Origin of the sequence: Sulfuracidifex metallicus DSM 6482 = JCM 9184 (genome assembly GCA_032834875.1) — an archaeon.
In the GTDB taxonomy this organism is placed as follows: Archaea; Thermoproteota; Thermoprotei_A; order Sulfolobales; family Sulfolobaceae; genus Sulfuracidifex; species Sulfuracidifex metallicus.
The window spans coordinates 2166275-2191724 of record CP135238.1; the positions used below are offsets into that span (position 1 = coordinate 2166275).

A 25450-nucleotide genomic window follows, 5' to 3' on the forward strand; every position below is an offset into this window, starting at 1 on the left:
ATGAAAATGAGCGAAATAGTAAAAGATTTAACAGAAAAAACTTTATCAAAGGTCGGCTATAACTCAATAAAAGATTTAGATATAAAATATTATCAGGAATTCAAAGATAGATACGACGTTTTTGGACAATTTAAAAACGAAAGAGGATATTTCGAGTTTGCAATAAGCTTTGATAAAAAAGGAAATATAAAGAGATCCCATGTAAACATGATATCTCCTACAAGTATCAGAGAGGATATTGAGAAAAGGGTTTATGATAAGGAGTAGGTGCACCCTTTTTGGGGAAAGTTTTACTAGTAGTCTTGGATGGAGCTTCTTTTCATCTACTTAAAGAATTCAAAGACGATCTTAGGTCTTTCTCGACCATAATAAAGGAGGGAATATGGGGGAATTTGAAAAGCGTGTTTCCGTCAATAACTCCAGTAGCTTTAGCTGCTCTATTTTCAGGAAAAGAGCCAGAACATAATGGTATAACTGGACCTAAAATTTTCATTAAGAACAAACCTCTATATAAGCCACTTTCGGCGTTTTCCAGCACTTCCTTAATAGATGAACCGATTTGGGTATACTTGTCTAAAAAAGGATACAAAACTATCGTTCTTTCATCTCCACAATCATTACCTGACAAATGGAAGATGAACAATCTGATTCTCTTCGATCCATACAAGTCTAAAATGAAAGGTTGTGATCAAGGATTTTTAATAAAAGATGGCGATAATATGATAATGGAGAAAAATTGGAAATTAAGCATCGGAGACAACAAAGGAATTCTAAGATACCCCGGAGAAGAGGGAGAGGAGGAGATTATACTTCAGAAGTATGTTTGGAGTGACCCTATAAAAATAAAAACAGTTTGCAAAAGGAAGGAGCTTATCGGAGTAACCAAGGCTTTACTTAAGGAAAACTACGTGTATGTTTTGCCTCCAGGATTTAAAAACGAAGAATGGTCAAACGATAAGAACATAGAAGAAGACGTATGGAATAATGTATCGTTGAAAAACGGCATGATTCTAGATGGGGATTATCACGGTCTATCTAACGGATTGATTAATCTCAAGGAATACATGGAAACCGTAAATTTCGCCTTCTCGTTCTTTTCTAATTATTCTCTGTATATCCTTAAAAAATATGAATGGGATTTCGCGATAACATACTTACCGCTCATTGATAATCTACAACACTTACTTTATGGCATAGATAACGAGGAAGCCAAAGAGAGCGTTAAGAAAGGATATAGCCTTAGTGACGACTTCATAAGCTATCATATGAATTTAGGTGATAATATCGTAATTTGCTCTGATCATGGAATATCTAAGGTTCAGAAAAGAGTTTACATAAACAAGTTATTAGAGAAAATTAACTTATTAAAATTAAATGAAGATAGAATTGACTGGAAACATACTAAGGCTTTCTATGGTGGAGGAGGAATAATTAGAGTTAATCTAATGAACAGGGAGAGATACGGTATAGTCAATAAGAAGGAATTTCCAAAGCTTATTAGGTACATAATGAGGAATCTGGAAATGCTGGAAGACCCAGAGAATCATGTAAGAATTTTCACATCAATATATGCAAATGAGATGCCTGCAGATGATAGAAAAGGAGACATAGCAATAATGGGAGTTTCTAAGGGTTATTCGTTGTCTTCTGTGATAGGAAATACGGATATAATAGAAAGCGTGATTCCTTATAGAACCTCTACTGCAGATCATGGCTATTACAAAGCTGAAGATATGGAAGGTATAATCTTAATGCAAGGGAAAAATTTTAGAAAAGGGCAATCAATAAACTGTAGGATAATCGACGTTGCGCCCACAATTTCAAAGATCTTTAACGTAGATATGAGGGTAGATGGAAGAGTATTAACTGAAGCTTTAATTCAGGGCATATAGATTGCCTTCCTGCCTAATCTAGATCTTATAGCTTTAGCTAACTCCATTGCGTGACCTTTCCTTCCGCCGTCAACGATTATCATAGACGCGGGAGAGTTGTCTACATAATAGAGTAGGTCATCGAAGTCCGCATGATCGCTAAAGGATACCACGTAACTGTTATTATCTACCTTTCTAACTGCTGATCCGAACTCCCATCCAGAGAGAACGAAGTTGGTTCCGTTTTCTGTCCTCTTCTTAAAATCATTGTAATGCCTAAATTCTACATACCATCCGCTCTTTACTGCCTCTTTACCTTCACTAGACGAAATGTCAAATACGCCCTCTATGTTATAACCGTACTTCTTAGCTATTTCAGTTATTTTAGTGAACTTTCCTTCGGTTATAAATGGTGCTATAATTCCCATTTCTCGTAGAAGAAGCATAGCTTCCTGTGCCTTTCCATGGTAGCTGTAGACTATAACAGGACCTCTGGTAAGCGCGTCGTTTACATAACCGTAAAACAGATCATCAACGTCAGCCTTGAATGTTCTTCTAAATTTTTCGCTTCCATAAGTAGACTCTATTATAAGGATATCCGACTTTAGGACAGGAGTACCTTTAACTGGATTCTTGAAATCACCTGTATAGCCTATTGTGACGCCGTCCTTACCCTTCACCAAAACTTGACATGAACCGAAGACATGCTCGGCGCGTTCCAAAGTTAGAACTTCATCTTCAAAGTGAGTTGATATACTATAATTTAGACTGAAACTTTTCCTAGGGGGTATATTATAATCCAGATTAAGCACTTCTAACGTTGCTGGAGTAGCTATAATTCCTATACTCTTCTTAATGCTCTTTGACAGCTCTGTTATATGATCTGCGTGAAAGTGAGAAACTATTCTAAAGGGTTTTTCATCAAATCCGTCCGCTACTAGATTCTCACCTAAAATGATAGCACCATTCTTTAATATCCTTGGTAACACGGTAGAATAATGGACAATAAGTATCATAAATGTTTCTAGGCTAAAACCAAAGAAACATTATAAACGTATCTAAATAACACGTATAAAAAGTATCACTCTTTTGATAATAAAAAGCAATTTTTTCTGCATTCGTACCACAAGCTAAGAGACTTGAACTTTCTTTAGCTGAGCCTTATACATTTCCATTATTTCAGAGGGAGTAGTAGCATCTTCTGGAGATTTATCATCACGCCATCTTATGAATCTTGGAAATCTAATTGAAAGTCCAGCATCTTCTTGAAACTGTCCAAAACAGCATAAGTGAAGAGGGGATAGCGTTATCTCAGCTCCTATTATTTCAACAACATAAATCGGCTCCACCCAAACGTCGGCTTCCAACTTAGAATTAACCCTAGGATGTTTTGAATTTCTCTTTATATCTAGAAGTTTTTTCTGTATATTATCTAATTCTTCGTCTGTGAAGCCAGAGGCCACCTTACATACGCTGTCGAAGGTGTCAGTTGTCGGATTATAAGATGCTAACAGAAGAGAACTCAGTTTACCTCCGCGTTTTCCTTTGCCGTAAAAACCGCCAACAATAACTAGATCTACCGTATCAGCCATTTCGCTTTGATAGTCCTTCTTGAACTTTATCCATAACCACCCTCTTGCTCCTGCCTGATATATGCTAGATTGTGAGATTGACTTGAGCATCAATCCTTCTGCGCCGTCGCTAATAGCCTGAAGGAAGAATTTTTTGACTTCATTCACGTCACTTGTAATTATGTACTTAGCTATCTTTACCTCAGAATTTGGCTTCACCGAAGACTCAAGAAGCTTTCTGCGCTCAAGTAATGGCTTATTGGTAAAATCTTCCTGATTAGCAAACATTAAATCAAACAGAAATAAATTTACTGGATAGTCCTTAATTCCTGACTCTATGTTATTCTTCCTTTTCCTATGCATTAAATCCTGAAAAGGTCTGAGTTCTCCGGTATTACTATCCACTGCAACTATTTCTCCTTCAACTATGGCCTCGTCCAAACTAAGGTTTTGTTTAACCATCTCCGCTACGTCAGGATACTGAGACGTTATATTCTCCATTCTTCTAGAGAAGATCTCTATTGTATCTTTATTTTTATGAATTTGTGCTCTCTCTCCATCATATTTGTAATCTGCCATCGCACTCCCGCCCAATTTATTCAAAATTTCAACTGGATCCTGAAGCCTTTCACCTAACATTGGTCTAATTGGTATTCCTACCTTAGGTTTAATTTGTTTTAATTCCTCCTCACCTTTTAATATAACAAGCTTGCCAATAGAACCTAAGTCAGCTCTAAGATTGTATGCACGTTCAATTACATTTGGACTTATCCCAAAAGCTTGACCCAAAGCATCAATTATAGTAGAATCGCCTATTCCTACTCTTAGCCTTCCTTCCACAAATCTTATGATAAATTTAGCCTCTAGAGGAGATGCTTTTTGTAAAAGACCTGCTAGAAGACCAATTTTAAGTTCACGGCTTTTTTCTCCTGATTGTGTAGCTATCTTAAAGAGATTTTCATAAACAGTGTCGACGCTGAGATCAGTTTCGGCATTTACTCCTAAAAATGATAAAATGTTCGAGTTACTTCCCTTACTTTTGAGATCAAATACAACTTGACCTAAATCCCCGCTTTTTTTACCTAATTCTTCAATGTCTTTTTCGGGAACTCCTGTTGCTATGCTACAAGCTTTAACTAAAAATTTCTCTCCTATACCCAACTCAGGAATCCCAGCGAAATCAGGACCAAGTTTACCTTGTACTAAGTAAATTACCTTGTCTATACTTGATTGGTCTGAGTTTTTGAGGAGTTCAGAAAGAAGGTTAGTTAGTTGTATCCTAGAAGAAATTTTCTCCAGCTTATCGAAGTATTCAGCTATTAGCTTAAAGTCCATATATATCACTTAACTTTTAGATTACTTATAACATGATGAGAAAAGTTAATCGGAAGAAATGAAGAATCAGAGTTACTCTGAAATACCGTTCCTCTTTTAAGTCATAAAAAAATAAGTAAGACATCTAAATGATACTTGGCGATCGTGACCTAAAATACTATCTGGAAAAGAAGTGGATCGAGATAGACCCGTTAAGCCAGGACACAATTCGTGAAAATGGAGTCGATCTACGTGTAGGGGACGAGATAGCGAGATTTAAGCCTACGGACAAGGTTTTTACGTCTTCTTCTAATTTGTCAGATTTCTTCCAACTTGAAAAAGGAGAATCGTTTATCATAAAACCCAATGAACATGTACTTCTGGTAACTAAGGAGCATGTTAAGTTACCAAGTGATGTTATGGCTTTCGTGAACTTGAGGTCTTCCTTTGCGAGGCTAGGGCTTTTCATCCCTCCCACTATCGTAGATGCTGGGTTTCAGGGACAGCTAACGATTGAGGTAATTGGATCTTCTTTCCCCGTCGAGATGAAAAAAGATACACGCTTCCTGCACCTTATTTTCGCCAAGACATTAACTCCAGTTGAGAGGCCGTATTCAGGGAAATACCAAACACAGAGAGGAGTAACTCTGCCTAAGTTTTCCCAGTAACTACTATCCACGAGTTTTTCTCGTTATCGTAATAGATTAAACCCACTCCTACTAGAGTTTTGAAAAGCTTTCTTTCTGGTTCTTGAAGCTGTGATGCAGCTTCCTCTACGTCTTTGGACTTTATACTACTGGTATGTCTAATGAACATGTCAAAGAACTCATTTTCTATTGCTATCCTACCTTTGGTGGTAGATATTATGCGAGCTATTCCAGTGGATCTCAGCTTATTAATTATAGCGGAAGGATCTCTAGCCTTCATCTCGTTCTCATAAAGGACCTTTCTCTCCTTAAGTATATCCACTATTGTCTTTTTCTTTGTCTGCTCTTCTTCATCCTTTTTCTTCTCTGTTGTTCCTTCGATAGACGGCTTCTTAACTAACTCCTCCATCTCATCTATTCTCTCTATAGCATCTGCTAGCCTTCTTTTTAGATCATCTATTTGTTGAGTAAACGGATTTATCATGTCTTGGACTTTTCTTTCTATTTTTTGATAAGACTGCAAATTATCTTGAACCGAATCCGAAAGCAAGATATGTCTTATATAATCAGAAATGAGAACAAAACCTTCTTTCCTAGCATCCTCCTCCAGCTTTCTATACTCGTCGTCACTAAGTTTCAAAATAATCGTCTTCATATCCTCAACTATAAAATGAAATGATAAAAAAGCATGGCTTTTAACCAATTAGATAGAAAAGTTATGCCTTTTGTTTCTCCTCTAAAGAATTGATAAAATTCTCCTCTGTGGGCACACCAATAAATTCTACGCTTTCGTTTACAGCTACAGTAGGCACTGACATAACTTGGTATTTCTCTGCAATGTCTTGGTTCTCATAAGACTCGACAACATCCGATATTATATTGCATTTCTCCTGTTTACATGCTTCATATGCTACCATGTGAGCTATAAGGGCAGCATAAGGACAGTAGGGACATGAGGGGGTAACTAGAGTTTCAACTTTCACTTTTCCGTTTATTTTCTTCTTTATTGCCTCAACTGTCTCCTGGCTTAAACCGCTCTCCCCTTGCGAGATTCTTACAAGAGTCTCTACAAGTGCTCTGATCTCCTCTCCTAGAGGAGCACCAGTCCACCTTATCTTTCCTTTGCACAAAGCTACAGTAGGAACTCTCTCAACTTCATATTCTGAGAATAGAGACTTCGCATTTTCGTCCTGCCTATCAGCTACATGAACGTTTAATTTTGACTCACCTTGTTCGTTCTTAGGGCAGGCGTCTGCCACAAAATTCATGAACTTTACAGTTAAGTCACAATATTGACAGTTTTCATCTTTAGAATCTATAAAGACATATACATCAACGTTATTCTTCATGTCCTTAAGTGCGTCTTGGAGAGCATTCTTTACATCATCGTTAAATAATTCTGCATATTCTTGTTCCATTTTAACACCGTGTAGATTATTCTTGCTAACCTAAGCTTAAAAATTATTCCTACTTAACCTATACTCACTTTCTTTAATTATTGATAAAATTATTAAGATTTACCTGTTCAACTTCACCATTAGGCGACTTCTCTTTAAAGATTCTACCAGAGAACCTCTTAATTACTACAGAATCGTCTAACCAACAGTCTGGCTCCAGTGAAGCTTTAATGCACGTTTCAGCTAAAAATGTCTCAGCGTCCCAATTATACTCAACTGGAACTTGTGGCAATAGCAAGCCTGAGAATGTGATACCTTTTTGCACAATAAGCCCATCAACCCCAATCTTTATCTGCTTAGGCAATTCAGATCTTTCGCAGTTTATCTTAACCGGTTTAGTAAGAACAGTTACCTCTATAATTAGATCATCTACCTCCTCCTTGGAAACTGGCGGAAATCTTGGATCAGAAAAAGCTGCACTCTCGGCTGCCCTCATGACTATATCCTTTAATGATGCAATAGCCTCAACGTAGCCTATGCAGCCTCTAAGAGACTTATATATATCGTTCTTTTCTAACGTAACAAATGCCATTCCTTTCCTTTCTAAAATGGGACTAGTCTGAATTTGTTTTCCAGGTAGACCTAGACTCCTTCTTATGGCATATCTTGCTAATTTAATTAACTGCTCGCCAACTTCAGGAGTTAGATCTTCCAATGAAATTAGATTTTCTTCCATCTTCATTAATACTAACCTTTGTCCTAGCCCTAATAATAATTTCCTGCATAGTTATCCAATGGGTTCCCTTCCAATATTCCTTAGAACAATGACTACATTTCCATCTATCCTTTCCTATTTGTTCGAGAACGGAATTACATTCAGGACATCTAGTAGCCCCTAGATCTAATGAAAGATCTATTTTCCAATTATTAGCTAATTTTACAAGTGTTTCCTCTATATTAAGTCCAGGCTCTATAAGTTCACAAGGTAGTCCTTTCTTTTTAGCTCTAATACAAAGACCTCTATCCCTAGTTACTATTATTCTGCTATTTTCTTGAGAAATTTTTAATATCTTCCAATCCTCTATATCGTTCTTATAGTAGGTATCATAACCAAGTATCCTAAGCCATCTTGCAAGCCTCCCCAGCATGGCGTCTACAATGAACTTCTGTCTCTGCATCGTTACCCTATAGCTAACTATGTATTACATTATAAATTATTACTACCGTTAAGAACCATGTGAAAATAAACGTAAGACCCCCTTTACCTATCAGCTCCCATTTGGAATTCACTTTAAAAATATTTCTAGAAATAATCACAGATATTATATAAGTAAATATCAAAGAGAATAAAATAATAAAATAAGTTGGATAGATAAGCGTTATAAAACCAGATAATATACCTAAAATTCCACGTGAAAGCAAGATTTTATCCGAAGTATTCACAGACATAGATTCGTAAAAGGTGTTTTAAGTGCAAAGGAAAGTTTCTATGAATTATTTTGACTTGTTAGCATGGCATATAGAGAATTCCCAAAATATAGAAAATTGTAGAATAGATAATATTTATATTACAAAAGGCTCTAATAACATTTTCCTATTTCACTTGCATTGTAAGGATGGGGATAGAGACCTAATAATTGAACCGGGAAGGAGAATACATTTTACAAAATTTACAATAGATAGGGATACAAATGGACAAGTTTCGTTCCTTAGAACTTTATTAAGAGAGAGTTTCATTAGGTCAACCGAAATATTAGGTCATGAAAGAATTTATTCTATTAAAACTAGCAATGAAAAAAATATAATCGTAGAATTGCTTCCAAGGGGAGTACTAATAGTTACAGACGACAAGAACCAAATATTATTTACTACGGAGAGAAAAGAGTTCAAAGATAGAGAAATCAAACAAGGCAGCACATACAGCTTACCTCCAATTTCTACAAGTAAGAGAAAAGCATCTCTACCTTCATTGTTAAGTGCCCCGCAAGAAATAATAGATGCACTTAACATAACTGATGTAGAAAATGGGAAAATTATAATATCAGAATTAGAAGAAAAAATAAAAAATGGTATAATCAAGCCTTGCTTAATTGAGAAAACTACAGTATTACCAATAAAAGCTAGTAATAATTGTATAGAATTTCGATCATTTAATGATGCATTAGATAGATATTTCACGGAATTAGAGAAGGAACAAATAGTGAATGAGTCTAGTAAAAAATTAAATGATGAGAAGGGTAGGTTAATATCGACTATAAACGAAGTAAATCAGAAGATAAGTGTATACAAAGAAAATGCAGAAAGATTAAGAAAAATTGGCAAACTAATAATGGGAAACTATCCTTTAATCGAGGAAATAAGAAATACAAATATAAACTCTAAAAATACAATTATAATAAAATTAGATGGAGAGGAAATAGAATTAGATCCAAGGCTCAGTCCTACTAAAAACGCGTCCATCTACTTTGATAGAGCTAAGGAACTAGAAGCCAAGGCCAAGAAGGCTGAAGAAATACTAATTAATCTACAAAATAAGTTAAATACGTTAGAAGCCTCTATTAAACAGAAAGAGGAATCCAGTAAAATTAAAATAAGAGAAAAGGAATGGTACGAAAAGTACAGATGGACTATAACAAGAAACGAGTTTCTCGTTATAGCTGGTAGAGACGTGGATCAGAACGAAAGCTTGGTTAAAAAAATGCTTGATGATAAAGACATATTTCTGCACGCAGATATACACGGCGCACCTGCTACAATAATAAAAACTATGGGAAAAGAAATAGGGGAATGCGACTTAAAGGATGCAGCTGTTATATCTGCCACTTACTCAAAGGCCTGGAAGGAGGGCTTAGCTTCCATAGATGTGTTCTGGGTTACTGGAGATCAGGTAAGTAAGTCTCCCCCAACTGGAGAGTATTTGCCTAAGGGTTCCTTTATGATCTATGGTAAAAAGAACTTTATCAAAAACCTAAAGCTAGAACTTTGGATAGGATTGGAGGACAATAACGGAGTAAGACTCTTCGTAGGCTCTGAGGAAGCTGTAAAAAAGAGATGCATGTTTCATGTGAAACTTGTTCCTGGGGAAGATGATCCAGAGAAAACTGCCTCTAAAATAATAAAAATAATGAACAGAGAAAATATACCTGGAGCTAATGGTCTTAAGGAGGAGATAATTAAGATTCTTCCAGGGAGATGCAAGGTAATTAAAGAAAATGCATAAAACCTTCAAAACTAAATTTATGCCATAAACATGCCCACTTTACCCCTATCTAATAGAGCATCACTTGTGGGACCACCCGAGTTCTCTTTGCTTAAATTTTTATTAAGGAATTCAGATTCCTATGAATTAGTACCAAAGAAAAAGATACAAGAAGAAACTGAATTTAATCCCACTCAGCTTGAATATTATCTTGCTAAGTTACTAAAGCTCAAATTAATTTACCATGAGAAAAACTTGGGTTATGATGCATACAAAATAACCTTCTCAGGAATTGATGTAATTTCTATTAAAAAATTATATGAAAGCAGGATTCTTAAAAGCCTCTCTACAATTATAGGTGAAGGTAAAGAAAGTGAAGTATATGCTGGCTACGACTTTGACGACAACAAAATAGTGGTAAAGTTTCACAGAATTGGCAGAACTAGCTACAAAAGTCTTAGGCGCGTCAACAAGGATCCATATGGAAGAAAAAGCTGGGTTAGGCTAAGCATAGAAAATGCTGAAGCTGAATATAAGGCACTTACTTGTATGTGGAAGAATGGGGCTAGGGTGCCCAGACCCATTGGTTTAGGTGTCAATGCTATAGCTATGGAATTGATAGATGGTGTTCAACTTTCGGAGAAGCCAGAACTAGGAGATCCAGAAAAAGTGCTTGATGAAATAATTTCTACTATAAAAATAGCATATACGTGTTGTAAAATAATTCATGGTGATTTAAGTCCATATAACATAATGGTTACAAATGATATCCCTTACATTATAGATTGGCCTCAATCTTCAAGAGCTTCTGAAGAAACGCTTTATAGAGATCTAAGCCATATAATCTCCTTCTTTGAAAAAGAGTATGAAATAGTTAGAGAAATACCACAAATTTTATCATATATTAGGGGTTAAATATAATGATAGTAATAGGGGTAGATATAGAACCAAACGAAAGTCCTTCGAAAGGCGAACCACATTACGCCGTAGTAGCGATAAACGAAAAAGGAGAACTAATAGAGAAGAGCGAATTCGCCCCTAGAAGTAGGGTTATCAGGCTAGCATGGGAGATGAAAGCCGAGATAATTGCAATAGATAACATCTATGAACTGGGAGAAACCGATCGAGACGTTATTAATTTTATTAAGTTTTTGCCAGAATATACTAAAATAGTTCAAACAACATTTAATAAAGGAGAATTCAAAAGTATAAAAGAATTAGCGCTAGAAATGGGGATTTTAGATAACGTAATGAAACTATCGCCATTGCGTACAGCGTACGTTAATTGTATGCTGGCAATTAGAGGTTACGGTAAGGTGATTAACCCTGTTGAGAAACGAACTAAGATAATAGTTGCTAGAGGCAGAAACTTAGGACCAGGTGGAATGAGCCAAAATAGATACAAAAGGCACATTAGAGGTCTATTATTACGTGTAGCTAGGGAAATAAAGGAAAAACTTGATAGAAATGGTTTAGATTACGACGTGATAATACGAAGAACCAGAGCTGGAATTGAAGGGGCTGTTTTCACAGTTTACTCCCCAAGGGAAAGGCTATACGGCATAGTAAAGAAGATGAGAGGAAATGATGTCGTAGTCGACATAAGACCAATATATAAAAATAAGATTGAATTTAATGAACCAGAAAGAGAAATAAAAAGAAGAATAATAGTAGGATTGGACCCAGGTCTTGAGGTAGGTATAGCAATAATAGACATCCATGGAAGGCCTTTGTTATTGGAAAGCAGGCGAAGCATAGACAGGGAAGAAATAATAAATATCATAATGAGCTACGGCGTTCCTACAATTATAGCTACAGACGTAAATCCTGTACCTGATGCTGTAAAGAAAATAGCGTCTACATTAAACTGTAGGCTTTTCGTACCAGATCGTGAAATCTCAGCAGAGGAGAAGCAACAAATAGTTTCTATTTTCTCTAAAAAAACTGGAATGAGAATAATAGATGCCCATACAAGAGATTCACTTTCTGCGGCTCTCAAGGCTTTTCACGAAATAGAGAACAAGTTGAGACAAGCAGAAAGCTTGATAAATAGACTTGAACTCGACATAAATGAAGAAAGGGTGTACGATTGCGTAATAAAAGGAGAACCTATCTCTTCATGCATAGAGAAAGAAATAGAGGAGGTATTAAACAAGGAAAATAACGTTAAGGTAATCAAGCAAGTAAAACAAGTAGCGGAAAATCAACAACCCAAGGATGAAATAAACAAGCTTAAATTGGAAAATATTAGATTACGAAGAACTATATCTTCTATAATCATTGAAAAGGAAATGCTAGAAAGAAGGATAGAAGAAACTAAGCTAAATCTAAAAAAGGATTTGGAAAGGGACAGAAGAATATACGAGCTTCAACTACAGCTAACTGAAAAAGATAAATTAATAAATTCACTTACGCAAACTAAACTTAAAAATGAAGCAGAAATAAAGCAATTAAAAGATGTAATACTGAAGTTGAGCAGAAATGATGCAATTCCCGTATTTGATGATAGCTCTCCATTGGTATGTGTAAAAGATGGAAAGTTATTCTTCCTCGGAGAGGAAATAGATCCAATTATAGTACCCTTCTTCAATGGTCAGGTAGCAGTTATAGAGAAAGACACGTTAAACTGGCTTAGATTAATGTCTAAAGAATTAGAAATCGAGAATTCTAAAAAAATTGACCTAAAAGGTCTAATAGAATCGTATAGGAGCTCTAGGTCAAAACATAGTAACTTTTCCTTCTAAGATCAATTCGGTTATTTTACGGAATGAGCTTAGCTGTTCATCAACAATTCCGTTTATTTCGTTCTTTAAATTGTCGCTCATCTTGCCATCTACAGTAACTACATCTAGGTTAGCTATTAATGGATCATCTATAGGCCTACCTATCTGACCTAGAACTTGAACTTGTACCTCCTTTACTTCAGATAGTTCATCTGTAACCTTCTTTGCTATCAAATTGGCCACAACGTTATACATTTTGCCTACATGGTTTACAGGGTTCTTTCCAGCAGTGGCTTCCAAAGACATAGGCCTCATTGGTGTTATTAATCCAGTACCTCTATTTCCCCTTCCAGTTACACCGTCGTCCCCATGTTCTGCCGATGTTCCAGTAACTGTCATGTAGATAATATTGCGTTCTATCTTATCACCAGTATTAACATTCACCTTTATATTATAGTCCGGAGCTATCTTGTTTGCTATTGAAATCACTGTATCTTTTATTTGATCCTTTATGGACAAGTAATGGTTTATGTCTTCAATAAGCTCACTTATTGTTGCAGCAGCTACTGTAATTTCTATATCCTTATTTTTACGGAGTCCCATCACTTTTATATCTTCACCTACTTCAGGCATCTTAGATTTGTACTCTTTGGAGTTCAATTGTCTCTCTATAGTGAAAACCATGTTTTCTAACTTCGACATAGGAGAAAAGCCTACTCCAAAGCTAGTATCATTAGAGAGAGGAGTAGCCTTGCTGGACTCGAAGATACCTACTAGATCAGTGGAACCTTTGCCTATTTTGTAATCAACTATAACGTGCTTTTCTGGATCTAGATATCTAAAATTATCCTTTATCCATTGCTTAACGCTTTCTATTATTATTGTTCCAGCGGGTATTTCGTCAATTCCATCACTAGTTTTTACCTCAGTTGTTACCCTGCCAGCTACTATTATGTAAATAGGTTGAATTACGTCACCTCCTTTGAACTTAGGGGATGCCTGACCTCCAACTACTAAGGTTTTATCAAGATTATGATGAAGTATGACTCCGTATTTCTTAAGATAATATAGGGAAAGCTTCCTACTAGCCTCTTCGGATGCAGAATCCGCGATATAGTCTGGATGACCAATTCCTTTCCTTTCTACTAATTCTACTTCTAGAGAATTGATATCTACAGTCTTATTTAACTGCACATTAATATTTTTCATTTGTAGCACCTTAACAGCTTTAACTTATATCATTTACTTAGTTTTTTCCGCTATAGTCTCATAATCAACACTTATGAACAATATGTTACTCCCTCTAATGAGAACTCTTCCATAACTTGCTACTGGATCCTCGCTGTCTTCCTTCATTTCGCTGCAGTCCCTTAGTACTATGTTCATCGTACCGTCAGTTTGCTCCAGCTTCCCCATATATTCTGAACCATCCTTAAGTTTTACTAATACTAATTTATTTATTGCCATTCTTAAATTCTTCAATGGATTTTCGACTTTTGCCTGCACAGTTCTTCATCCCTTATATGGTATTAAAAATTACGGGTCAAATTTAAAGCTTCTTTCATTAGAGAGGAGCATTGTAAAATTAAGCGGTGATGTTGTTCGTATTATATACCGTTACTTAATTTTCCTTTTCTTAAATCACTATAATCCATGGAGTTAACAATACAAGAACCAGAGGAGATCTTAAAGATAGCTGAGGCATTATCAGTAATTAGCAGAATAAATATTCTAAAGTTAATTAATAATAAACCAATGAGTGTAACCGAATTAACCTCAGAGCTTGGAATGAGCAAAGGAAACATAAGCAATCATATAGCTACCTTGGAGAATGCCGGTCTTGTAGTATCTGAATATGAAAATGGAATAAAGGGAATTAAAAAAATTGTTAAACCTAAATATAGCAGGATAGTTATAGATCTTTCCCCATAGATGCCTTAAGAAAGCTGACATATAAAGGAGACGGGCTCATAGGTCTGCTTTTGAACTCAGGATGGGCTTGTGTTGCTACAAAAAACTTCTTATTAGGTAACTCTATAAACTCTACTAAGCCATTCTCGCTAACTCCTGAAATAACTAGTCCAGCCTTCTGTAGTGCGTCAACATATTCAGGGTTTACCTCATACCGATGCCTATGTCTTTCGTAAATGACTTTGGATCCGTATATTTTATTAGCTATAGAGCCTTCCTTAAGAATAATCTTTTGAGAACCTAATCTCATGGTTCCCCCTACTTGAACTACTCTCTTTTGATCATCTAACATTGTAATTACAGGATAAGTAGTAGAGGGATTTATTTCAGTACTATTAGCATCTTTTAAAGACAATACGTCCCTTGCAAACTCCACAACAGCCAATTGAAAGCCGAAACAGATTCCGAGGAAAGGTATGTTGTTTTCCCTGACGTACTTTATAGCTTTTATTTTACCTTCTGTACCACGTGCTCCAAAACCAGGCAAAACTATAACGCCATCTGCTTTATCCATTATTTCTTTTAATTTTTCATCGTTATCTTCTAGGTCAGTAGATTCTACCCATACCAATTTTGGCTTAATATGAAGCGAAGCGCTAGCATGAATAAGCGCCTCCCTTATGCTCATATACGTATCTTTTAACTTGGTGTACTTACCAATGAGAACTATGTTGACCTCTCTGTCTCCATCCTTCAAGGAAGAAACGAAATTTACCCAATCATCTAGATTGGCATCTGTTTTTGGTATATCTAACATTTTCATTATTTTTTCTGATATACCTTGATTTTCTAGAACTAACGGTACCTCGTAAGGAGTGGCAACATCATAACTGGAGAAGATAAAGGAAGGTTTAACGTTAGTAAACAACGCAATTTTATTCCTGCTTTCTTGATCTAAAGCTACTTCAGACCTAACTATAATTAAGTCTGGTTGAATTCCTATTCTTCTTAATTCTTGAACGCTATGTTGTAATGGCTTTGTCTTTAATTCGCCCGTAACTTTCATATATGGTGCTAACGCTACATGAACGAAAACAAGGTTATTTTCTTCGTCTAACTTCATCTGCCTTACGGCTTCAAGGAAAGGTAAACTTTCTATATCTCCTACTGTTCCCCCTATTTCAACAATTACAACGTCTGCATTACTTACTTCGCCTGCTTTCTTTATCATGGAGATGATTTCTCTTGTTACGTGAGGTATTATCTGGACTGTTTGTCCTAAATATTCGCCTTTTCTTTCCTTATTTATTACTTCAAAATATACTTTACCAGCAGTTATATTATTATATTTGGTTACATTAATTCCTATGAAACGTTCGTAATGTCCTAAATCTAAGTCAGTCTCTGCACCATCCTCTGTAACGAAAACCTCGCCGTGCATATAAGGGTTCATAGTTCCGGCGTCAACGTTTATATAAGGGTCCACCTTGACAACGGTAATTCTAATATTCCTTCTTTTTAGGAGCATCCCTATTGAAGCTGCGACTGTACCTTTACCTACGCTAGAAAGAACACCCCCAGTTATTATAATATATTTAGCCAAGCAGTAATCACAGTAAAAAGGCATTTCTCTCATAAAATAAAAAGTCATTTGTTAAACGCTTCATTTATTAACACGCAAAATCAGGTAGGCGTATGAAAAAAGACATATTCGAGAAGATAAAGAGCAGGAAAAACTTACAAGTTGCCCTTGATTTCATAGACATAAACGACGCGCTAAAGGTAGCTGAAGCCTCAAGTAGGGCAGGAGCTAACATCATAGAGGTTGGAACGCCTCTAGTAAAAGCTTCTGGAATAGAAGGTATGAAAAAGGTTAGAGAAGTGGTTAAAGATAAAATAATGTTAGCAGACATGAAGACTGCAGATGCCGGAGACGTTGAAGTGATAATAGCTAATAACGCTAACGCCAACATAATTACAGTATTAGGCATAATGGATGACTCTACAATTAAGTCCGCAGTTGAGAAGGCATCAGAACTAGGTATGTTAGTTCAGGCTGATCTAATAAACGTTAAAGACGTAGTATGTAGGGCTAAACAACTGAAATCCTTAGGTGTAGACATAGTTGGATTACATGTTGGTTTGGACGTTCAAAAAACTCGTGGTATAAGCGTTGCAGACATGAAAGGAGAAATCAAGGAAATCTCAGAACTTGGTGTCCTAATATCGGTAGCCGGTGGGTTAAATAAGGAAAGAATCTCCATGCTACTTGACTTACCGATAAATATTTTCGTAGTAGGTGGTGCAATTACTAGAAGTAAAGATCCCTATACCTCAACCCTGGACATAGTTAACATAATAAATGGGAACTGACAATAAGAAGTTAGGTGTATTTTAATTGTCTTCTCAACCGACTCAAAAGTCCAAGGATTTGAAAATCTCTAATAAGCAAGTGATAAACCCTACTATTCTGAACGAGGATAAGAGGAAGTTAAGCCTTCTTTACATAATTAACAGGATGGAAAGAGTTTCAGAGAAAGCCCTCACTGCATTAATTTTCGAAATGAAAGAGAAAGGTATGGATTTAGGATATAACTTTAATAATATTGGAAATAATATATTTAGCCACTCACTTAAAGAAGATATAACTTCTCTCCTTTACTTAGGCTTTATAGAAAACGACCTTAAAACTAAGAAGTTATCCTTATCCAACGACGGAAAGGAGTTCCTAGAAAAATCCCAAATAGAAGAAGAAATGAAGAACAAACTTGATTCTGCAATTAATGATCTAAAAGTAAAAATAAATGCAATAGATGAAGAATATAACCTAAAGATGAAGAACGAGAGAAGGCTTAGGAATGGGAGAAGGTAAAGTTTTTAGCTTATATAATAATATAATATAAATTAGATATATATTCGTGCCCTGAAAGTAGATTAACTTGACGTTTAAGTATTTGCCTCGAAAACTTCTTGTATATGTATAATCAGGTTGATTTATGGCTTGATCATTTCGAGAAATAAAATTTCTTAAACCTTAAAATAGAGTTAATTTAATAAAAAGAGATAGCTACTGAAAGGGAAAAATGTTTTAGATCGTAGATAGAGGACTTCTCCTTTCCTGAGTCTGTTGAGATTCTTCTGCTACTACACGTGCCCATATTAGAGGATCTAGCTTTCCGTCCTTTCCTAACTTGGTTATCAATTCCCTAAACTGACTCGTGTGCCTTATATCTAGTTCGAGCAACTGTTCTAATAGTTTCCAGCTGTTGTTCTTTACATCTTGTAACATTTCCTCCGGCATATGTTTAATTACCATTGGGTCTTGTAACCATTGATCAAATGCTTTTAGAGTTCTTATCATATGTTGAAATGCTGTTCTTGAAGCTAGAACTAAGTCCAACCTATCCATGTCACTTGTAGACTGTTTTACCTCCATTTCTTTCAAAGTTGCTAGTAAGTTCTTCTGCATCTTTATCCATTCATCTAAGTTATTAAGGAACGTATTTTCCAACCTAGACACCATATACTGTTAGTGATTCACACTTAATAAATACTAGTTTTAAGAGTTCTCTCCTAAAGAGAAAGTATTATACTTCGGACAAGTTAAAGGGCAAACCGTTCTTTTTTACCCTATCTTCTATCTCATTTTCATGAGCCTTTAGAAACTTAATATCGTCTTCCTTTTTCCTCAAGCCGTCTGGAAGCATTCTAGGTATTTCATCTATAATTGGATACCATCGATTGCACTTATCGCAGATTAATATACCTTCTATTATCTCTTTACTTTCACATTCTTCGCAAGGAGTTGAGTCTAATTTTCTAATAAAATCTTTTTTAAACGAGCAGAAGATTTCGCAGACAGGCTTTTTAATGTCTGCATTCTTCCTTTCAACCTCTTTTTCGTTAAAGACAAGCATTGTAAGTGGAAAGTTCTTACATATTGGGCATGCTAAAACGTCCATAAGTCGATACTTCAAGCTATGCTCCACCTACAAACTTAGTTAACTCGTTAGCTATCTCGGAGGCCTTAGACTGATCTTTAGCCTCAACTAATATTCTTATTATAGGCTCGGTTCCGCTTTTCCTCACTAAAAACCAATAATCATTGGAGGTTACCTTTACTCCATCTATGGTAATCATTTTACCGCTATTGCTGTACTTGTTCTCTATTTCCTTGTAAATTTTTTCCACGTTTGTACTCTCAGTTAATCTCACTTTTGTCTTAACGAGATAATACTTTGGCAACCTTTCGAAAAGTGAGGCGGAGGATTCGTTTTCGCTAGCCATAAGCTCGAGCATTAATGCCATGGACATTGCTCCGTCTCTTACGTATTGATGAGGGGGATACATGAAACCTCCGTTCTCTTCGAATCCAGCCACTCCTTTTTCTTTCATTAGAGTATGAGCTATATCTACACTTCCTACTTTGGTCCATTTTACTTCCAAACCGAAATTGGATAAGTATTCTTCTACAAGACTGGAGCTAGACACTGCTGTAAAGACTCTGGGTGGGAGATTGGGATTCTTAACGTGTGACCAATAGGACAGTAATGCAGCGCTCCTATCTCCCCATTCTATGATCCCGTTAGAATCTATGAAAATTGCCCTATCAGCGTCACCATCATGATTAACACCTAAGTCTACTTTCAAGACCTTAGCTACCTCAGCAGTTTCGCGAAGAGTCTCAAATGTAGGCTCTGGATATCTGGCTGGAAATAGTGGATCTAGATTTCCATTCAGAGTAAATACTCTACACCCTAGTTCTCTTGCCACTATTGGAGTAGTTAGACCGCCTACACTATTAGCTGAATCTACCAGAACTCTATAACCCTTTTTTCTTATTTTTTCTACATCAACTTGAGATAATACGCCCTTAACGTAGGTGTCAAGCAGTCTAGTCTCCTTCCTAACATCATATTTTAAAGACGTCCAATCGGAAGAGTTAAACTTACTCTCAAAATATATTTCCTCTATTTTATTTTCTTCCTCTCTCTCTATTTCTATTCCTTCGTTTGAAAGAACTTTAATTCCGTTATATTCTGGAGGATTATGGCTAGCTGTTATTATGACTCCACCGTCATAGCCTAGAGTTTTTACACCGTATTGTAGGGCAGGAGTAGCCCCAAATCCAGCCTCGTAAACATTAACGCCAGTACTTAGCAAAGCTCCTTCTACAACCCTCATAAACATGTCTCCTCCTGCACGGGCATCTCTCCCTATCATGATATTGGCATTTTTTCCAAAGTATGTTCCTATCGCCTTGCCTAATTTAAGAGCTAAATCTACAGTTAATTCCTTATTTATAATCCCTCTAACTCCATCAGTACCGAATAGTTTACCCATATATTATTACTTATATTGAAACATTTAAGAGTGTCGTAGTATATCAGTCCTTTGTTCCTAAAAGAGACAACTTTAGACTTAGACCGTACTATATATTTTATTAGTATAAATATTTCAATATATCTAGATAATTATTACTTTTATAAAAGATATAGATAACCTCTGTTAAGATTTTACATACTCAGCCTAAATAAGTTATAGACTAGTACATGAGGGCTCGAGCCGGGGATTGAACCCGGGACCTCTGGGTCCACAGCCCAGCGCTCTCCCAAGCTGAGCTACTCGAGCCACACCACCTTCAACTAAAACTCAATAATTTTTAAACTCTTCTGCGTTGTAGCTCTAGCTCTTTCTTTACGTTGTCAAGAATACCTCTCGCAATTACTATTTTATTATTTTTACTAATTTTCATTTGACTTTCATTTGTAATAATAAAAATTTCATTGTCAGTAGATCCAAAACCTATATCATGCCTTGATACGTTATTAGTTACTATCATATTGAACCCATGTCTTTCCATTTTAGCTCTAGCCTTCTTTGTTAGCTCCTCATCGTTGTCGACGGTCTCTGCAGAGAAACCTACAACGAAAGCCTTACCTACCGCGACCGAAGACACCTTAGGCGTCTTAATTAACTTAACCTCAGGAACCTCTCTTGCGGTATCAACTTTGTTCTCAAATTTGTTCTGAAAAGAAAAATCAGCAGGAGCTCCAGCTAAAATAACAATTGAAAATCCTTCCTTTACACCTGCTTCGACTTCTTTCATCATTTCGTCCGTAGTTTTCACTTCAAAAACGTTTTTCATAGCAGGCTTCATTGAGGTTGATAGTGGGCCATGAATCAACCTAACGTCGGCTCCCCTAAAGAACGCTTCATTTGCTATGGCTATTCCCATTGTTCCACTACTAGGATTGCTCATAAAACGAACGGGGTCCATGTATTCTCTAGTCGGACCTGCTGTGACCAATATCTTTTTTCCAGAAAGATCCTTTCCCCTTAAGATAATGCTTTCTATTTGCCAAGTCAATAAGTTTATATCTGGATAATGGGCAACGTCCCTTTCTTCATACGGTTCTATTATGTGAATGCCTTGGGATTTCAACATCTCTAATGAGTGTAACACTTGAGTCGTTTTGTACATAGACAAATGCATTGTCGGAACTATAAAGAGAGGTTTATGCTCCCCGATGAAATTAGACGCTGTAAGTAGAACTGAATTATCTGTTATACCATAGACTAATTTATTTAGAAAATTCATGGTAGCTGGGGCGACAACCATAGCTTCCTTCTCTGACAACTGAACATGTTCAAGGTTTCCGGTTATGTCTACAATAACTGGATTTCCAGTAGCCCATTCAAACATGGAAGGAGATATTAATCTAGAAGCTGCCCTGCTCATTATCACATGAACTTCAGAACCATGCCTCATTAACTCCCTAGCCAGATCTAAGGATTTATATAAAGAAATGCTTGCTGTTACTCCGAGGACTACACTTTTTCCAGACAATGGTCCGTCATTCACTATTATTCTCTTCGATGGATGAACCATGGATCAGTCACATATATAATACTCCCGAATAAAACGTAATCTGTGGAGTTTGCAGAATTCAATAAAGGTTCTCCCTTCACTATAAGGAACGCCAGAATGGAAGATATAGAACAAATAATACATATCAATAAGGATTCTTTACCTGAGAATTATCCTCATTATTTCTTTATAGAACATCTGAAAGAATATGGTCTAGCGTTCTTCGTAGGTCTAGTAAACTACAACGTAGTAGGTTATGTAATGCCGAGAATAGAATGGGGGTTCAGCAATTTCAAACAAATTCCTTCAATAGTAAAAAAGGGCCACATTGTATCAATAGCCGTAGAACAACATTATAGAAAAATGGGAATTGGTTCAGCTCTACTCAGAGAATCGATGAAGGCTATGAAAGAAAACTACAAGGCAGAAGAGGTTTATTTAGAGGTTAGAGTAAGCAACGAAGTCGCAATAAATATGTATAGAAAGAATGGATACAAAGAAGTTAAATTACTAAAAGGTTATTATGCAGACGGAGAAGACGCGTACCTTATGGCTTGTCAGCTTTGATGTTCTTGAATTCAAAAACGCGTTTGTTTATATCTAAAATTACATATTGACCCAATAGGAAACTTCCCACTGACACCACCTCAGTTTTATACAGTTTGGAAATTTTCTGTATTTCACTATGACCGTGAAATAGGATTTCCGGCTCTTTAGAAAGAAGAAGCGAAGTTAATTTAGAATTACCCACTTGATTTTCTCCAACGTATCCTGTGTTTGAACCAAAAGGTGGAAAATGCGATATCACATAAGGGGTAGAGAAGTCTGAAGAAATTATATAGAACTTGTCTCTTATTATTGCGTTCTTCCTCTCTAGTATTTTCAAAGTATCAACTCCGTCCATTTCTCCAAGTATACCTCTAAAGTCTCTAATCAGCTGAGGACATTCTATGTCTCCTAAACCTATTATAAATTCTGATTCGATTTTATTTACCTGCTCTATTACATCCCTTTGGCAAGGGAAGCCAGATACCAGAGCTAATCTTATTTCTGTACCACCTCTCTAAATCATAAAGAGCGATTGAAGAAGCTATTATATCTGCTGTAGAACCAGGATTAAAACCTGCATCTGTCATATATCGATCTAAATTTTCTATGTCTCCACAAGTAGGGCAGTCGGCAATTTTGGAGGCCATTTTAGATATCTTTAATGATACATACGCCCCATATTTCTTCATGATAAGGGTATCAGGTTGATAGGAGAGTATCTTTAAGAATGCTCTTCTAACGTTTTGCTCAAAAGTTTCACATTTTTTCTCTATAAGATAACTATATCCAATAAACGTTAAGTAGTAACCGTTAACCATGTTCCTTGCAATCTCGTCAAAATCTGACGAAAAAACTAGTATATCGTACAATGAAATATTATTAGCTATTTTTTCTATATCCATCTCTCCATCTATTTTGCCCTTGTATGAAGGATTCATATAACGCAAAGCTCTGATGAATTCCTTACCTTCATTCACGTCAAGGGTCATAATAAATTGGGATAACTTGCTTCTCATTTCACTAATATCTGAAACTTGAGTAGACACGAAAGCTATAGGAAGCAAGAGTAAAGCTGATCCGAAAAGAGCAAACTCGCCCCCTAATGCGTTTCTAAATTTCTCTGGTCTTAAGAGCGAGAAAATAGGCTTATTCTTACCTAAATATCCCATCATGCAAACCTTCTTGTAAGTCTGACTAAGGTAAGATGCGCTTTCCTGTAGCTCGAGATAACTCACTGTCTTTATATCCTTTTTTCTAGAGGCGTTTCCGGGCTTGTTTATGTATGCCTCTTTCAATGAGGAGCTAGATAGAATTAGTGATATCTCGTCACACAAATCTTCTAATGTTTCCTCTAAACTTGCGGTCACCTATTATCACCATGTTCCTGTTCTCACATTTGATGAGAACTCCGTCTACCCTCATTTTTCCTCCTTTGAACAAGAGAGATGAGTATATCCCTTCGTATGAAATGATTTCGTCAATTTTCCCTTCCTCTATGTTTCCGCTTACTTTAACTCGAGCAGGATAAAAGAGTGCCTCCACTTGACCTTCCTCTACATAAAGGGAAACATCATTAACTGGATAGAAGCTTTCACACAGCTCATTACACAGCTTGTAAGAAGAGATGTCTACAAAGTTTATAGATACTTTCACACCGTTTAAAATGCCCCGTCTTTTTCTATCATAAAGATACAAGACTTGATCTACGGGCAATTCGTAGTTGCGTGAGGTTTCTTCTATCCATTCGTTGTCTGTCCCTAATTCATTCAATTGATAATAAACGTCCAAAGATCTATCCTTACCATATATTATCAAATCAACGTCAGATTTAGAATGATATGTCCCAGCTAAGATTGAACCTCCCACACCTACCCCTTTTGTGCCTATTTTATCTACTATGGATAAAACTACGTTTGTTAGGTCTTCGTCCACCTTTCCTTTCATTACTTTATCCAAACCGTCTTCAGGAGTTAGATGCAAACCTATTTGAGACGTATAAACGACAGGAAAGCTTGCGTCCAGACAAGGCTGGTACATGAAGTTTTGAGGGTTTTTAACCAAATTATGTACTCCGTAATTCTTTAAAACTCTATTATAGCCCCTCCATAGTCCTTTGCCGTCTCTCTTGTACTTAAGCATAGCGAAAACAAACCCAAAATTCCTCGTGTCGTAATTAGTAATAACGTGAAATATGTTCTCTCTTTCCTTGTCGAATATCAGATCTTTGTCCAAGAAATTACTTCGTCCCATCTCTTCATCTTCAAAAATGAAATAGGTGAACCGCTGCTCTTAAGCATTTCAGCCTTATCTCGATAAGCGCCTCCACACAGCGACGATGCTATCATGGCTGACCCTACAGAAGACTCCTTGAAGGGAAGATCAATTTTCTCTCCTACTTTCAATTCTTCCTTTGCAGGACCAGAAACTATTATTTTGGCACCATATTTACTTGAGAGAGATTGAGATAGAATCTCTATAATTTCCAACGCTCTCTCTTTATTTGAACCAAAGTATATCATGTCCTTAGTTATTTTTATTCCAGCTTTATTAAATAAGTAAGCGACTTCTCCATCAAGAGAGCCGATTGATTTAATCCCTGGAATGACGGAACCACCAAAACCATCTATGATCCTTTGATCTTTAACTATAACTATTGATGAAAAATGTCTTCCCATCTCCACTAAAATGAAATTACTTAAGTTAAAATATGAAACATAAAAGAACGCTGAGGCTACCTTTTCAGCGGTTCCCATATCAATCCAGATTTTCCTAAAAGAGGGCACAGAATCTAGCTCCACAACAGAGGGTATAGTAAAAGCTCTAGAGGATGACCTTATGAACCTAAAAGCCCTAAGCATAGAGTGTAAAGGACCATCTATATTAGGGTCAGCAAGCGTCATCAAGAAAATTTCACGATCTCCAATTTCATCTATGGAAGTGAAAGGAAGACCATGACCGGAAGGTAAAGCTATACAAATAGGATTATAATCTAATATTTCTTTTACTAACTTAATTGATTCGTGTGGTAAGACCATTGTTGGTATCTCATAATAACGAACCAAGCTTCCTATCTCGTTAATCAATGAAATAGCATAACTTTCACTGCCAGGATCTACGCCTGCAAATATCATTTCAGTGGCTGCCTCGCTATATCATTTTATCATTATTTTATTTTATGTCATCATCATGTTATTCCCCTTAGTAATGAATAATAAGACTAGCTATATCATTAACCTAGAATTTAATTCGTAGTAAGATCATAGAAAATTTATATATTTACCTAGCTAGATATAAATAGTTTATTTTTAATATGTAAAATTTTTATCTAGATAGATAAGGAAATAAGGCTTAAAGATAGTTAATGAGATATCTTATAAAATACATAGCTTAATATGAA

27 protein-coding genes and 1 tRNA gene are annotated in these 25450 nt (G+C 36.1%); 10 read left to right on the forward strand and 18 right to left on the reverse strand.

Annotated features, from left to right (window positions below):
• Nucleotides 1–6: 6 nt before the first annotated feature.
• Both RQ359_RS11770 and RQ359_RS11775 read left to right on the forward strand, forming a co-directional pair.
• A complete protein-coding gene (locus RQ359_RS11770; RefSeq protein WP_156016393.1) occupies nucleotides 7–267 on the forward strand; it encodes a hypothetical protein in 261 nt (86 codons plus the stop codon).
• An 11-nt stretch (nucleotides 268–278) separates the two neighbouring features.
• Entirely contained in the window at nucleotides 279–1892 is a 1614-nt protein-coding gene (locus tag RQ359_RS11775; protein ID WP_156016392.1) for an alkaline phosphatase family protein, read from the forward strand.
• Here RQ359_RS11775 and RQ359_RS11780 read toward each other — a convergent pair.
• Nucleotides 1880–2887 (reverse strand): MBL fold metallo-hydrolase, encoded by a 1008-nt coding sequence (locus RQ359_RS11780; RefSeq protein ID WP_457921218.1) that lies wholly within the window; start codon nucleotides 2885–2887, stop codon nucleotides 1880–1882. The genes RQ359_RS11775 and RQ359_RS11780 overlap by 13 nt on opposite strands.
• A gap of 114 nt (nucleotides 2888–3001) precedes the next feature.
• Nucleotides 3002–4777, reverse strand: coding sequence for an ATP-dependent DNA ligase (locus RQ359_RS11785; RefSeq protein WP_156016390.1), 1776 nt, complete (start codon nucleotides 4775–4777; stop codon nucleotides 3002–3004).
• A 128-nt stretch (nucleotides 4778–4905) separates the two neighbouring features.
• On the opposite strand from RQ359_RS11785, the gene dcd reads away from it, so the two are divergent.
• On the forward strand, nucleotides 4906–5424 hold the full coding sequence (gene dcd / locus RQ359_RS11790) for a dCTP deaminase (protein WP_457921219.1): 519 nt from the start codon (nucleotides 4906–4908) through the stop codon (nucleotides 5422–5424).
• Here dcd and RQ359_RS11795 read toward each other — a convergent pair.
• From RQ359_RS11795 to RQ359_RS11810, 4 genes are all read right to left on the reverse strand, one after another.
• Entirely contained in the window at nucleotides 5408–6058 is a 651-nt protein-coding gene (locus RQ359_RS11795) for a hypothetical protein (RefSeq protein ID WP_457921220.1), read from the reverse strand. The two genes, dcd and RQ359_RS11795, sit on opposite strands and share 17 nt — an antisense overlap.
• 61 nt (nucleotides 6059–6119) lie before the next feature.
• Nucleotides 6120–6821, reverse strand: coding sequence for a protein disulfide oxidoreductase (gene pdo, locus RQ359_RS11800; protein WP_156016388.1), 702 nt, complete (start codon nucleotides 6819–6821; stop codon nucleotides 6120–6122).
• Nucleotides 6822–6894: 73 nt separating this feature from the next.
• Nucleotides 6895–7542: a TIGR00296 family protein gene (locus RQ359_RS11805; protein WP_240900032.1), complete on the reverse strand. Its 648-nt coding sequence runs from the start codon at nucleotides 7540–7542 to the stop codon at nucleotides 6895–6897.
• The gene (locus RQ359_RS11810; RefSeq protein WP_054837731.1) at nucleotides 7496–7978 is read right to left on the reverse strand and encodes a Mut7-C RNAse domain-containing protein; all 483 of its coding nucleotides are present in this window, start codon (nucleotides 7976–7978) and stop codon (nucleotides 7496–7498) included. Before RQ359_RS11810 ends, RQ359_RS11805 begins: the two co-directional genes overlap by 47 nt.
• 293 nt (nucleotides 7979–8271) lie before the next feature.
• On the opposite strand from RQ359_RS11810, the gene rqcH reads away from it, so the two are divergent.
• The 3 genes from rqcH to RQ359_RS11825 all read left to right on the forward strand — a co-directional run bounded on the left by rqcH (nucleotide 8272) and on the right by RQ359_RS11825 (nucleotide 12743).
• Nucleotides 8272–10020, forward strand: coding sequence for a ribosome rescue protein RqcH (gene rqcH / locus RQ359_RS11815; protein WP_338116961.1), 1749 nt, complete (start codon nucleotides 8272–8274; stop codon nucleotides 10018–10020).
• 66 nt (nucleotides 10021–10086) lie between these two features.
• On the forward strand, nucleotides 10087–10914 hold the full coding sequence (locus RQ359_RS11820) for an RIO1 family regulatory kinase/ATPase domain-containing protein (RefSeq protein WP_162308971.1): 828 nt from the start codon (nucleotides 10087–10089) through the stop codon (nucleotides 10912–10914).
• Between the two features lie 5 nt (nucleotides 10915–10919).
• On the forward strand, nucleotides 10920–12743 hold the full coding sequence (locus tag RQ359_RS11825; protein WP_156016385.1) for a DUF460 domain-containing protein: 1824 nt from the start codon (nucleotides 10920–10922) through the stop codon (nucleotides 12741–12743).
• Here RQ359_RS11825 and RQ359_RS11830 read toward each other — a convergent pair.
• Together RQ359_RS11830 and RQ359_RS11835 are read right to left on the reverse strand one after the other, a co-directional pair.
• Nucleotides 12717–13931 (reverse strand): methionine adenosyltransferase, encoded by a 1215-nt coding sequence (locus RQ359_RS11830; protein WP_156016384.1) that lies wholly within the window; start codon nucleotides 13929–13931, stop codon nucleotides 12717–12719. The two genes, RQ359_RS11825 and RQ359_RS11830, sit on opposite strands and share 27 nt — an antisense overlap.
• A gap of 33 nt (nucleotides 13932–13964) precedes the next feature.
• The gene (locus tag RQ359_RS11835; RefSeq protein ID WP_054837736.1) at nucleotides 13965–14228 is read right to left on the reverse strand and encodes a U6 snRNA-associated Sm-like protein LSm6; all 264 of its coding nucleotides are present in this window, start codon (nucleotides 14226–14228) and stop codon (nucleotides 13965–13967) included.
• Nucleotides 14229–14375: 147 nt separating this feature from the next.
• Between RQ359_RS11835 and RQ359_RS11840 the strand changes: the two genes are divergently transcribed.
• Nucleotides 14376–14654 (forward strand): ArsR/SmtB family transcription factor, encoded by a 279-nt coding sequence (locus tag RQ359_RS11840; protein WP_156016383.1) that lies wholly within the window; start codon nucleotides 14376–14378, stop codon nucleotides 14652–14654.
• Here the strand turns inward: RQ359_RS11840 and RQ359_RS11845 are convergent.
• Nucleotides 14635–16260, reverse strand: coding sequence for a CTP synthase (locus RQ359_RS11845; protein ID WP_156016382.1), 1626 nt, complete (start codon nucleotides 16258–16260; stop codon nucleotides 14635–14637). The genes RQ359_RS11840 and RQ359_RS11845 overlap by 20 nt on opposite strands.
• A 68-nt stretch (nucleotides 16261–16328) precedes the next feature.
• Here RQ359_RS11845 and RQ359_RS11850 point away from each other — a divergent pair, with 68 nt between their 5' ends.
• Both RQ359_RS11850 and RQ359_RS11855 read left to right on the forward strand, forming a co-directional pair.
• Complete coding sequence (locus RQ359_RS11850; RefSeq protein WP_156016381.1) at nucleotides 16329–17006, forward strand: orotidine 5'-phosphate decarboxylase / HUMPS family protein; 678 nt, start codon at nucleotides 16329–16331, stop codon at nucleotides 17004–17006.
• Nucleotides 17007–17031: 25 nt separating this feature from the next.
• Nucleotides 17032–17505, forward strand: a complete 474-nt coding sequence (locus RQ359_RS11855; RefSeq protein WP_156016380.1) for a hypothetical protein — start codon at nucleotides 17032–17034, stop codon at nucleotides 17503–17505.
• Nucleotides 17506–17721: 216 nt separating this feature from the next.
• Here RQ359_RS11855 and RQ359_RS11860 read toward each other — a convergent pair whose 3' ends face one another.
• The 5 genes from RQ359_RS11860 to coaBC all read right to left on the reverse strand — a co-directional run bounded on the left by RQ359_RS11860 (nucleotide 17722) and on the right by coaBC (nucleotide 21525).
• Nucleotides 17722–18144 (reverse strand): DUF2153 domain-containing protein, encoded by a 423-nt coding sequence (locus RQ359_RS11860; RefSeq protein WP_054839344.1) that lies wholly within the window; start codon nucleotides 18142–18144, stop codon nucleotides 17722–17724.
• A gap of 76 nt (nucleotides 18145–18220) precedes the next feature.
• Nucleotides 18221–18610, reverse strand: coding sequence for a Trm112 family protein (locus tag RQ359_RS11865; protein ID WP_054839342.1), 390 nt, complete (start codon nucleotides 18608–18610; stop codon nucleotides 18221–18223).
• Between the two features lies 1 nt (nucleotide 18611).
• On the reverse strand, nucleotides 18612–19976 hold the full coding sequence (gene glmM / locus RQ359_RS11870; protein ID WP_054839343.1) for a phosphoglucosamine mutase: 1365 nt from the start codon (nucleotides 19974–19976) through the stop codon (nucleotides 18612–18614).
• A 214-nt stretch (nucleotides 19977–20190) separates the two neighbouring features.
• Nucleotides 20191–20264 (reverse strand) — tRNA-His (locus RQ359_RS11875).
• A 31-nt stretch (nucleotides 20265–20295) separates the two neighbouring features.
• Nucleotides 20296–21525, reverse strand: coding sequence for a bifunctional phosphopantothenoylcysteine decarboxylase/phosphopantothenate--cysteine ligase CoaBC (gene coaBC, locus RQ359_RS11880; RefSeq protein ID WP_156016379.1), 1230 nt, complete (start codon nucleotides 21523–21525; stop codon nucleotides 20296–20298).
• Nucleotides 21526–21567: 42 nt separating this feature from the next.
• Between coaBC and rimI the strand changes: the two genes are divergently transcribed.
• Entirely contained in the window at nucleotides 21568–22071 is a 504-nt protein-coding gene (gene rimI, locus RQ359_RS11885; protein ID WP_420856765.1) for a ribosomal protein S18-alanine N-acetyltransferase, read from the forward strand.
• Here the strand turns inward: rimI and RQ359_RS11890 are convergent.
• From RQ359_RS11890 to RQ359_RS11905, 4 genes are all read right to left on the reverse strand, one after another.
• A complete protein-coding gene (locus RQ359_RS11890; RefSeq protein WP_240900030.1) occupies nucleotides 22052–22408 on the reverse strand; it encodes a hypothetical protein in 357 nt (118 codons plus the stop codon). The two genes, rimI and RQ359_RS11890, sit on opposite strands and share 20 nt — an antisense overlap.
• An 82-nt stretch (nucleotides 22409–22490) precedes the next feature.
• Nucleotides 22491–23420 carry a triphosphoribosyl-dephospho-CoA synthase gene (locus tag RQ359_RS11895; RefSeq protein ID WP_083476969.1) on the reverse strand — a complete coding sequence of 310 codons (930 nt, stop codon included), beginning with the start codon at nucleotides 23418–23420 and terminating at the stop codon, nucleotides 22491–22493.
• Nucleotides 23380–24303: a nucleotidyltransferase domain-containing protein gene (locus tag RQ359_RS11900; protein ID WP_156016377.1), complete on the reverse strand. Its 924-nt coding sequence runs from the start codon at nucleotides 24301–24303 to the stop codon at nucleotides 23380–23382. The genes RQ359_RS11895 and RQ359_RS11900 overlap by 41 nt, the downstream gene beginning before the upstream one ends.
• Nucleotides 24270–25184 (reverse strand): DUF1464 family protein, encoded by a 915-nt coding sequence (locus RQ359_RS11905; RefSeq protein WP_156016376.1) that lies wholly within the window; start codon nucleotides 25182–25184, stop codon nucleotides 24270–24272. The genes RQ359_RS11900 and RQ359_RS11905 overlap by 34 nt, the downstream gene beginning before the upstream one ends.
• Between the last annotated feature and the right edge of the window lie 266 nt (nucleotides 25185–25450).

Bases quoted from the DNA above. Each gene is read 5' to 3' on its own strand.
- RQ359_RS11770 (WP_156016393.1), top strand. From the start codon at position 7: ATGAGCGAAATAGTAAAAGATTTAACAGAAAAAACTTTATCAAAGGTC.
- RQ359_RS11780 (WP_457921218.1), bottom strand. From the start codon at position 2,887: ATGATACTTATTGTCCATTATTCTACCGTGTTACCAAGGATATTAAAG.
- RQ359_RS11830 (WP_156016384.1), bottom strand. From the start codon at position 13,931: ATGAAAAATATTAATGTGCAGTTAAATAAGACTGTAGATATCAATTCT.
- RQ359_RS11900 (WP_156016377.1), bottom strand. From the start codon at position 24,303: ATGGGACGAAGTAATTTCTTGGACAAAGATCTGATATTCGACAAGGAA.
- coaBC (WP_156016379.1), bottom strand. From the start codon at position 21,525: ATGGTTCATCCATCGAAGAGAATAATAGTGAATGACGGACCATTGTCT.
- RQ359_RS11845 (WP_156016382.1), bottom strand. From the start codon at position 16,260: ATGCCTTTTTACTGTGATTACTGCTTGGCTAAATATATTATAATAACT.
- RQ359_RS11850 (WP_156016381.1), top strand. From the start codon at position 16,329: ATGAAAAAAGACATATTCGAGAAGATAAAGAGCAGGAAAAACTTACAA.
- RQ359_RS11825 (WP_156016385.1), top strand. From the start codon at position 10,920: ATGATAGTAATAGGGGTAGATATAGAACCAAACGAAAGTCCTTCGAAA.
- glmM (WP_054839343.1), bottom strand. From the start codon at position 19,976: ATGGGTAAACTATTCGGTACTGATGGAGTTAGAGGGATTATAAATAAG.
- pdo (WP_156016388.1), bottom strand. From the start codon at position 6,821: ATGGAACAAGAATATGCAGAATTATTTAACGATGATGTAAAGAATGCT.
- dcd (WP_457921219.1), top strand. From the start codon at position 4,906: ATGATACTTGGCGATCGTGACCTAAAATACTATCTGGAAAAGAAGTGG.
- RQ359_RS11890 (WP_240900030.1), bottom strand. From the start codon at position 22,408: ATGGACGGAGTTGATACTTTGAAAATACTAGAGAGGAAGAACGCAATA.
- RQ359_RS11785 (WP_156016390.1), bottom strand. From the start codon at position 4,777: ATGGACTTTAAGCTAATAGCTGAATACTTCGATAAGCTGGAGAAAATT.
- RQ359_RS11905 (WP_156016376.1), bottom strand. From the start codon at position 25,184: ATGATATTTGCAGGCGTAGATCCTGGCAGTGAAAGTTATGCTATTTCA.
- RQ359_RS11840 (WP_156016383.1), top strand. From the start codon at position 14,376: ATGGAGTTAACAATACAAGAACCAGAGGAGATCTTAAAGATAGCTGAG.
- RQ359_RS11795 (WP_457921220.1), bottom strand. From the start codon at position 6,058: ATGAAGACGATTATTTTGAAACTTAGTGACGACGAGTATAGAAAGCTG.
- RQ359_RS11805 (WP_240900032.1), bottom strand. From the start codon at position 7,542: ATGAAGATGGAAGAAAATCTAATTTCATTGGAAGATCTAACTCCTGAA.
- RQ359_RS11810 (WP_054837731.1), bottom strand. From the start codon at position 7,978: ATGCAGAGACAGAAGTTCATTGTAGACGCCATGCTGGGGAGGCTTGCA.